Here is a 7462-nt window from a genome sequence, read left to right on the forward strand (position 1 = left end):
GTGCGACCGGTATCGCAACGGCCTTTGGTGTGTCTGACCTTGTGATTGGTCTGACTATCGTTGCGATCGGCACCAGCCTGCCCGAGCTTGCAGCGTCCGTCGCCAGTGCTTTAAAAGGCCACCATGACATTGCTATCGGTAATGTCATTGGCTCAAATATTTTCAACCTGCTCGCGGTGATGCCGATCCCGGGGATACTGGCGGTCACCGCCGTTGAACCAATGGCACTTTACCGTGACTACATAGTGATGGCTGGCGTTACCTTTGCCCTGCTGCTGTTCTTTATTATCTGTTATCGCAGAGGGACGCTGGGACGTATCCCAGGCATCATTCTTACTGCCGGCTACCTCGGCTACATGTTCACCTTATTTCTGGCAAATCAAGCATGACTGAATCAACGACTTTTAACTTTATTGACTCCGCACGCCGCACGGTAAAACTCGAACAGGAAGCGGTTGGCCTACTGAGCAACCATCTGGATGAGAATTTCACCCGCGCCTGCCAGTTGATTATTCAGTGCCGTGGTCGAGTTGTAGTAACCGGCATGGGCAAGTCTGGTCACGTTGGCAACAAGATGGCGGCGACACTGGCCAGTACCGGCACACCTGCTTTTTTCGTTCACCCGGGCGAAGCCAGCCATGGTGACATGGGTATGATCACCGCTGCCGACGTTGTCATTGCATTATCCAACTCTGGTGAAACCAGCGAAGTGACCAGCCTGCTGCCACTGCTGAAGCGTCAGGGTACGCAGCTGATCAGCATGACAGGAAATAAAGAATCCACACTCGCGAAAGCGGCAGACAGCCACCTTTATGCAGGTGTCGATCAGGAAGCCTGCCCTCTTGATCTGGCGCCGACGTCCTCGACAACGTGTGCACTCGTGATGGGTGATGCGCTGGCGATCGCGCTGCTGGAAGCAAAAGGCTTCACCGCCGAAGACTTCGCATTTTCGCACCCGGGCGGTAGCCTCGGTCGTCGTCTGCTATTGAAAGTAGAAGACATCATGCACAGTGGCGAGCAGATTCCGGTTGTCTCTCCGGAAACCTCACTGCCTGAAGCGCTGCTGATCGCCACCTCGAAAGGGCTGGGCATGACTACAGTCGCAGGCCCGGACGGCAAGCTCGCCGGTATCTTCACCGATGGTGACCTTCGTCGTGCCATCGACCATGGTGTCGATATCCGTAATGCCACCATCAAAGATGTGATGACGGTTGAATGTAAAACGACCTCACCGGGCATGCTCGCAGCAGAAGCCCTGAAAATCATGGAAGACGGCAAGATCAACGCGCTCGTCGTGCAGGACGAAGGCCGCACCGTCGGTGTTATTAACATGCACGACCTTCTGCGAGCAGGCGTCATCTGATGCGTAAGCGCTATCTACTGCTATTAGTCACCGCATTTTTCGGCGTTGCCTTTCTGGCAGTAGATCGCTACACCCGCGATATTACCGGGCAAACGACCGAACAGGTCGTTCGCGAGCCGGATTATTATGGCGAAGTACTGTTCAGTCGCCGCTACGAAAAAGACGGCTCACTGGCCGATACTTTTTACGCCGCAAAATCAGAGCACTTTCCCGAGGGCGACCTCACCGTATTCAGTGAGCCACGTCTTCTGGTCAGTTCAAAAGACGACTGGGTACTGACCGCTGACGAAGGTGTTATGCGCGGCAACGAACAGGCACTGAAATTATCAGGCAACATATTAATCAGGCCGCTCGACAGCAGTGACCCGATGCGCCTTGAAACCTCAAGGCTGACCTATCATATTGATGACAAGATCGCAGAGACTGATGAGCTGGTTACCATGACGGGTGAAAACAGCCGCATGACTGGCACCGGAATGATGTTTGACGCCACACGTCAGCGCCTCGAACTGAAAACAGGAGTCCGTACGACTTATGAACCTGTTCAATAAACTGGCCGTGATGTCGCTGTCAGTGATCGCAAGCTACACAGTCGCATTGCCGGATGACTGGCAGAAAGAAATGACGATCCTCTCAGATTCTGCAGAAATCGACCGCCGCGCAGGTACAGTTGTGTATGAAGGCAACGTCATTCTTACCCAAGGCACGCTGAAAATAGAAGCCGACCGCCTGATGATTCTGCGCAACGGCGACACCCTCGAAAAAGCCGTCGCAGAAGGCGACCGCGCCCGTTATCAGCAGCAGATTGAAGTCGGTAAACCGCTCACCACAGCCCTCGGCAACCGCATCGATTACTACACCAGCGAGCGCCGCATCATTATCACCGGCGATGCTGAGCTGGAACAGGAAGGCAATATTTTCAGCGGCGAACGCATCACCTACGACATGGCAACAGAGACCGTGCGTGCTGATGGCACCACCGCTGAGTCGTCGACCGACAGCACAGATGAAGACTCCGGCCGGATCAAAGTCGTTATCCAGCCGCCAAAACCTGAGTCCGAATCTGACTCAGAGTCTGACACGACAGAATCTCCGGAAGCAGCGACAGAATGAAAACACTGAAGGCAGAACATCTGGCCAAAAGTTACGGCGGCCGCGAAGTCGTTAAAGACGTGTCTATACGCGTTGAAAGCGGTCAGATCGTTGGTTTGCTGGGCCCTAATGGCGCCGGCAAAACGACCTGTTTCTACATGATCGTCAACCTGGTGCAGGCTGATCGTGGTCGCATCATGATCGACGACGAAGACATCAGCCACCTGCCAATGCACGGCCGCGCCCGCAAAGGCATCGGCTACCTGCCGCAGGAAGCGTCGATTTTCCGCAAGCTCAGTGTTGCCGATAACATCATGGCAATTCTTGAGACCCGTAAAGATCTCAATCGCCAGCAGCGCACCGAACAGCTCGAGCAGCTACTCAACGAATTTCATATTCAACACATCCGCGACAGCGCAGGCATGGCGTTATCCGGCGGTGAGCGTCGACGTGTCGAGATTGCCAGAGCGCTGGCAGCAGAGCCCTCCTTCATTCTGCTCGACGAACCCTTCGCCGGTGTAGATCCGATCTCAGTATCGGACATCATGGATATCATCCGTCAGCTCAAAGCGCGGGGCATCGGCGTACTGATCACCGACCATAACGTGCGCGAGACCCTCGCGATTTGCGAAAAGGCTTTCATCGTCGGTGGCGGCCACATCATCGCCGAAGGCACGGCTGAAGACGTACTGGCGAATGAACAGGTACGGGAAGTCTACCTTGGTGACGATTTCCGTCTTTGAAACTCTGACCAATGTCACGTACTGTAAGGTTATCTATTTACTCTGGTAAGCAAAATAGGTTCCATACACAAGGACTTTGCCTATAATGCTAGGTGCATCAAACAAAAAGATGGTTAGATTTTCAGGTCGTAATTACCGAGTTATATGAAGACATCCCTTCAGATTAAGATGGGCCAGCAGCTGACAATGACGCCTCAGCTGCAACAGGCCATCCGCCTCCTCCAGCTTTCAACGCTGGACCTTCAGCAGGAAATTCAGGAAGCGCTGGATTCCAACCCAATGCTGGAAAGCGAAGAGTTTGATGACAACAGCGACTCAGGAAACGAGTCCGACAACGATTCCCGCAGTTCTGATTCCGATAACAACGACAGAGACAGCCGCGAAGACCGTGAGAGCAGCTCTGACAATCAGGATTACGACAATTCCTACGATGACAATTCCTACGACGATCAGAGCGGCCAGGAATCTCTCGATGAGCAATGGTCGAGCGAGAAACTGCCCGATGACCTGCCTGTAGATAGCCAGTGGGAAGATACCTATCAGGTCAGCGCCGGAGTCGCATCAAGCTCCGGGCCGGTAGACGAAGACTTTGACTACGATTCCCGCTACGCCACCAGCGACAATCTGCAGGATCACCTGCTCTGGCAGCTAAACCTGACCCCAATGTCAGATGCTGACCGCGAAGTTGCGACCATGCTGATTGATGGTGTAGACGATGATGGCTACCTTCACACGACAGTTGAAGACGTCATTGAAGCGATGGACCCATCACTCGAGATCGAAGAAGAAGAAGTGATGGCTGTTCTTCATCGCCTGCAACAATTTGATCCGGCCGGTGTTTTCTGCCGCGACCTGCGCGAATGTCTGCTTCTTCAGCTGCATCAGCTTCCACAAGGTACCCCGTGGTTAACCGAAGCTCAGCTGATCATTCGTGATCATATTGACCTGCTTGGTAGCCGTGATTATCAGTCGCTGATGCGCCGTACCAAATTAAAGGAAGACGATCTGAAATCCGTCATGCGACTGATTAAAGAGCTGAACCCTAAGCCGGGTGCCGGTATCGCTTCAGAAGAATCTGAATACGTCATTCCAGACGTCATCGTCCGCCAGATTCGTGATGAGTGGCGTGTTGAGCTGAATCCAGAAATTGCACCCAAGCTGCGTGTGAATGCCGATTATGCATCGCTGATCCGCCGCTCAGACAGCAGTGCCGACAATACCTTCCTCAAAGATCACCTGCAGGAAGCGCGCTGGTTTATCAAAAGCCTGCAAAGTCGCAATGACACTCTGCTCAAAGTCGCAACCAAAATCGTTGAATTCCAGATAGACTTCTTTGAAGAAGGTGATGAAGGGATGAAACCGCTGGTGCTTCATGACATCGCCGAAGCGGTTGGTATGCATGAGTCAACGATCTCGCGGGTGACGACTCAGAAATACATGCATACGCCGCGCGGCATTTTTGAGCTCAAGTATTTTTTCTCCAGCCACGTCAGCACCGACAGCGGCGGGGAGTGTTCATCGACGGCCATCCGGGCGATGATCAAAAAACTGATCGCGGACGAAAACACGCGGAAGCCACTCAGTGACAACAAGATAGCAACGATGCTGGGTGAGAAAGGCATCAAAGTGGCACGGCGCACGGTAGCGAAATACCGCGAGGCTATGCTGATACCACCATCAAATGAACGTAAGCAGCTGATTTAGAGTCTGTTAGTTGAGAGTCAACAGACTTTGATTCACATACCGCCAGCGACACAGGAGACTTGGCATGCAAATCAATATCAGTGGTCATCATGTAGAAGTAACAGAAGCTATGCAGGCACACGTTGAAGATAAAATGGCTAAACTGACACGCCACAGTGACAGCATCACCACAGGGCAAGTCACACTGACTGTCGTTAAAGATCGACAGACGGCTGAAGCGACAATTCACATCACAGGTCACGACCTGCACGCCAAAGCAGAAAACGAAGATATGTATACCGCTATCGATCAGATGGTGGATAAGCTGGACCGTCAGGTTCTGAAACACAAAGAGAAGCTGGTAGCGCGCCAACACGGTCAAGGCTGAAGCATGTCTTTGAGTATTGAGGATATCCTCACACCGGAGCGGTCCGTCATTGACGTGACCGTTTCCAGTAAGAAAAAACTGTTAGAACAACTTTCATCTCTGGTTGCTGAAGAAATCGGCGACGCCTCCGCAGACGATATATACGAACGCCTGTTAGCACGCGAGCGCATGGGGAGCACAGGGATAGGAGAAGGCATCGCCATCCCACACTGCCGACTGCTGCAGTGTCAGAAAGCGTTGGGCATTCTACTAAGATTAAATACCCCGATAGACTATGATTCTATTGATGGTAATCCGGTCGACCTCGTATTTGCTTTGTTAGTCCCCGAGGAAGCGACCGACGAACACCTTCAGATATTGGCGACACTCGCCAGTAACTTTAATCAGGCGGAATATCGCGAAGCTCTACGCAACGCGCCAGACGCCAAACATCTTTTCCAGCGAGCGATCGCAGAGCGGTAGTCATCACGGAGTCGAATATGCGCCTGGTAGTTATCAGCGGAAGATCAGGATCGGGCAAATCGAGCGCTCTGCACGTTCTCGAAGATCTGGGCTTCTATTGCATCGATAACCTGCCGATCGGGCTGCTACCCGCATTGGCCAGTCAGGCAGATGCTAACGACAAGCTCACCCGGGTAGCGGTCAGTATTGACGCGCGTAACCTGTCGGCGACAGAAGAGCCTGTCGAACAACTACTGTTCGATCTGCCTAATGATCACTATCAGCTCGACGTGGTTTATCTTGATGCGTCTGAAAAGGTTCTGCTGCAACGATTCAGCGCGACACGCCGAAAGCACCCTCTCACGACCACAGAACTGTCACTGGCAGAAGCCATCGACCAGGAGAAAGACCTCCTTGATCCACTCGCCAATATGGCGGACCTGACCTTAGACACCACCCACATGTCTGTTCACGAGTTGCGCAGCATGATTCGCCTGCGGGTTGCAGATCGTCCGAACGGTGAGATGTCGATCCTGTTTGAGTCGTTCGGCTTTAAACACGGTATCCCGACAGACGCCGACTACGTTTTCGATGTACGGCACCTGCCGAACCCCTACTGGAGCGAAGACCTGCGAAAACTCACAGGCCTCGACAGTGAAGTACAGTTATTCCTGAACAGCTATGATGTTGTTGGAGAAATGCGGAAATCAATCAGCGATTTTCTGACTCGCTGGACGGATCGTCTGATCGAAGCAAATCGGAGCTACATGACCATCGCAATTGGCTGCACCGGTGGTCAGCACAGATCCGTCTACCTGGCGGAGCAGCTAGCCACCGAATACCGTATGAAATACCCGAACGTGCAGGTACGTCACCGTGAACTAGCGCGAGCGGCGAATCTGCCCACTCCATAACCCGGACACCGTATGATCCAGAAAAGCGTTCTAATAATAAATAAACTCGGCCTGCATGCCCGTGCTGCGGCCAAACTGGTATCTACCGCGTCAGCCTTCTCCAGCCAGCTGAAAATTGGCAAGGACGGGCGTATGGTCGACTGCAAGAGCATTATGTCGGTCATGATGTTGGCCGCAAGCAAAGGCACTGAGCTGATCCTGACAGCGGAAGGCAGTGACGAAGAAGCTGCCGTCGATGCCATTACCGATCTCATTGATCGCCGCTTCGATGAAGAAGAATAGCCCTCAGGAAAATCTGACGATAATCCCCGCGAAAACAGCTGATTAGGCCCAAAACTACGAGTACTTTCGTGGTATCAACCGAGCAATCAGGCTAGAATCAGTTAACCCGATTTACTCCGGATTCCGGCCATGGCTCAGCACACAGAAAAGGCAAAAGCAAAACTCCACAGCCTTAATGCTGCCCTGGAAAGTGGTGCCCTGAATAAAGTAGAGCGCATCCTGAATTCTGGTCTCGCGCCTGCCGATATTGCTCACCTGATCGAGTCGTCCCCGCCGAAAGCACGTAAAGTGCTCTGGGATCTGGTCGACAAAGAACTCGAAGGTGAAGTACTCCAGTACTTAAGCGAAGACCTGCAAGCGCACTTCCTGTCGGACCTGAGTGCCGAAGAACTGGTCGACATCACTTCAGACCTCGACGCCGATGACGTCGCCGACATCCTGCAGCAACTTCCTGAACGCGTTACCCAGGAAGTACTCGACGCGATGGACCAGCAGGACCGTACCCGTCTTGAACAGGTACTGGGCTACCCGGAGGACAGCGCCGGTGGTCTGATGA

11 protein-coding genes are annotated in these 7462 nt (G+C 53.0%); all 11 read left to right on the forward strand.

Features of this window, described 5'->3' with window-relative positions; genetic code table 11:
• On the forward strand, window positions 1-389 hold a 389-nt coding region (locus B2067_RS04900), incomplete at its 5' end, for a sodium:calcium antiporter (RefSeq protein WP_414716526.1).
• A complete protein-coding gene (locus tag B2067_RS04905; RefSeq protein WP_068437167.1) occupies window positions 386-1363 on the forward strand; it encodes a KpsF/GutQ family sugar-phosphate isomerase in 978 nt (325 codons plus the stop codon). The genes B2067_RS04900 and B2067_RS04905, both read left to right, overlap by 4 nt.
• On the forward strand, window positions 1363-1914 hold the full coding sequence (gene lptC, locus B2067_RS04910) for an LPS export ABC transporter periplasmic protein LptC (protein WP_068437165.1): 552 nt from the start codon (window positions 1363-1365) through the stop codon (window positions 1912-1914). The genes B2067_RS04905 and lptC overlap by 1 nt, the downstream gene beginning before the upstream one ends.
• Entirely contained in the window at window positions 1898-2476 is a 579-nt protein-coding gene (lptA, locus tag B2067_RS04915; protein WP_068437162.1) for a lipopolysaccharide transport periplasmic protein LptA, read from the forward strand. The genes lptC and lptA overlap by 17 nt, the downstream gene beginning before the upstream one ends.
• Window positions 2473-3198, forward strand: coding sequence for an LPS export ABC transporter ATP-binding protein (lptB, locus tag B2067_RS04920; RefSeq protein ID WP_068437160.1), 726 nt, complete (start codon window positions 2473-2475; stop codon window positions 3196-3198). The genes lptA and lptB overlap by 4 nt, the downstream gene beginning before the upstream one ends.
• 144 nt (window positions 3199-3342) lie before the next feature.
• Window positions 3343-4902, forward strand: coding sequence for an RNA polymerase factor sigma-54 (locus B2067_RS04925; protein ID WP_301378329.1), 1560 nt, complete (start codon window positions 3343-3345; stop codon window positions 4900-4902).
• A 64-nt stretch (window positions 4903-4966) separates the two neighbouring features.
• Window positions 4967-5269 carry a ribosome hibernation-promoting factor, HPF/YfiA family gene (gene hpf / locus B2067_RS04930; RefSeq protein WP_068437158.1) on the forward strand — a complete coding sequence of 101 codons (303 nt, stop codon included), beginning with the start codon at window positions 4967-4969 and terminating at the stop codon, window positions 5267-5269.
• A 3-nt stretch (window positions 5270-5272) separates the two neighbouring features.
• Window positions 5273-5731 (forward strand): PTS IIA-like nitrogen regulatory protein PtsN, encoded by a 459-nt coding sequence (gene ptsN / locus B2067_RS04935; protein ID WP_076516416.1) that lies wholly within the window; start codon window positions 5273-5275, stop codon window positions 5729-5731.
• Between the two features lie 17 nt (window positions 5732-5748).
• Window positions 5749-6624 (forward strand): RNase adapter RapZ, encoded by an 876-nt coding sequence (rapZ, locus tag B2067_RS04940; protein ID WP_301378326.1) that lies wholly within the window; start codon window positions 5749-5751, stop codon window positions 6622-6624.
• A 12-nt stretch (window positions 6625-6636) separates the two neighbouring features.
• On the forward strand, window positions 6637-6906 hold the full coding sequence (locus B2067_RS04945; RefSeq protein ID WP_076516411.1) for an HPr family phosphocarrier protein: 270 nt from the start codon (window positions 6637-6639) through the stop codon (window positions 6904-6906).
• A 129-nt stretch (window positions 6907-7035) separates the two neighbouring features.
• On the forward strand, window positions 7036-7462 hold a 427-nt coding region (locus B2067_RS04950; RefSeq protein ID WP_414716527.1), incomplete at its 3' end, for a magnesium transporter MgtE N-terminal domain-containing protein.

The sequence above is a fragment of the Thalassolituus sp. UBA2590 genome (assembly GCF_002339775.1).
Lineage (GTDB): Bacteria > Pseudomonadota > Gammaproteobacteria > Pseudomonadales > Oceanobacteraceae > Thalassolituus.

Coding starts and splice junctions, on each gene's coding strand:
- lptA (WP_068437162.1), top strand. CDS start 1,898: ATGAACCTGTTCAATAAACTGGCCGTGATGTCGCTGTCAGTGATCGCA.
- lptB (WP_068437160.1), top strand. CDS start 2,473: ATGAAAACACTGAAGGCAGAACATCTGGCCAAAAGTTACGGCGGCCGC.
- ptsN (WP_076516416.1), top strand. CDS start 5,273: ATGTCTTTGAGTATTGAGGATATCCTCACACCGGAGCGGTCCGTCATT.
- B2067_RS04905 (WP_068437167.1), top strand. CDS start 386: ATGACTGAATCAACGACTTTTAACTTTATTGACTCCGCACGCCGCACG.
- B2067_RS04945 (WP_076516411.1), top strand. CDS start 6,637: ATGATCCAGAAAAGCGTTCTAATAATAAATAAACTCGGCCTGCATGCC.
- B2067_RS04925 (WP_301378329.1), top strand. CDS start 3,343: ATGAAGACATCCCTTCAGATTAAGATGGGCCAGCAGCTGACAATGACG.
- lptC (WP_068437165.1), top strand. CDS start 1,363: ATGCGTAAGCGCTATCTACTGCTATTAGTCACCGCATTTTTCGGCGTT.
- hpf (WP_068437158.1), top strand. CDS start 4,967: ATGCAAATCAATATCAGTGGTCATCATGTAGAAGTAACAGAAGCTATG.
- rapZ (WP_301378326.1), top strand. CDS start 5,749: ATGCGCCTGGTAGTTATCAGCGGAAGATCAGGATCGGGCAAATCGAGC.